Raw genomic sequence first — 700 nt, 5'->3', positions numbered from 1 at the left:
AAGTAACGATAAAGTCCCGGCACAGTTTAAATGGACGGCGACATTGTCGTCACTGGGCAAGACAGGTAAAAGGCCCACCGGCGGTAAATTTGATGCCAGTGCCGAGATCGTTTTACAAGTAAATTAACACCTATTTAACGTTAAAGATGATGGTATAAAATGGATAATGTACCTTGTGTTTTTGTTAGCATCGCGAGCTATCGTGATTCAGAGCTTATTCCTACATTGATGGATATGATTTCTCAGTCTTCCAGCCCACAATCCCTACATATCAGTATTTGCTGGCAGTGCGATGAAGATATCTCTATTTTTCTCGATCAGGGAATACAGCTTACCCAAGAACGCCTTCATCATGGTTATAACCTGTATCTTTTCAGCTATCGAGGGGCTGTGATCCAGGTGATTAGCGTTCATTATTACCAGAGCCAGGGTGCCTGCTGGGCCAGGCATATTGCAGAAACACTTTACGATAATGAAGAGTACTTTCTGCAAATAGATTCCCACTGTCGTTTTATATCATGCTGGGATAGCCAGATGATTGAGGAATTGAATAATTTAACCGTTTTTAGTCCTAAACCTATTCTCACGTGTTACCCACCATCCTATCAACCGGACAAGTTAGATGAAAAAAAATCTGATATTATTCGATTAATGTTCAGAGGGTTTTCTCAGGAGAAAATTTTACAGCTGAGCCCTTATG

General features: G+C 41.0%; 1 protein-coding gene. It reads left to right on the top strand.

Features of this window, described 5'->3' with window-relative positions; all coding sequences use genetic code 11:
* Window positions 1–159: 159 nt before the first annotated feature.
* On the top strand, window positions 160–700 hold a 541-nt coding region (locus WH277_RS05620), incomplete at its 3' end, for a GlcNAc-transferase family protein (protein ID WP_339504922.1).

Source organism: Erwinia sp. MYb416, assembly GCF_037479575.1.
Taxonomy (GTDB): Bacteria; Pseudomonadota; Gammaproteobacteria; order Enterobacterales; family Enterobacteriaceae; genus Erwinia; species Erwinia rhapontici.
The sequence above is the reverse complement of the archived record's forward strand: the minus strand, read 5'-3'. Positions and strand labels throughout refer to the sequence as shown.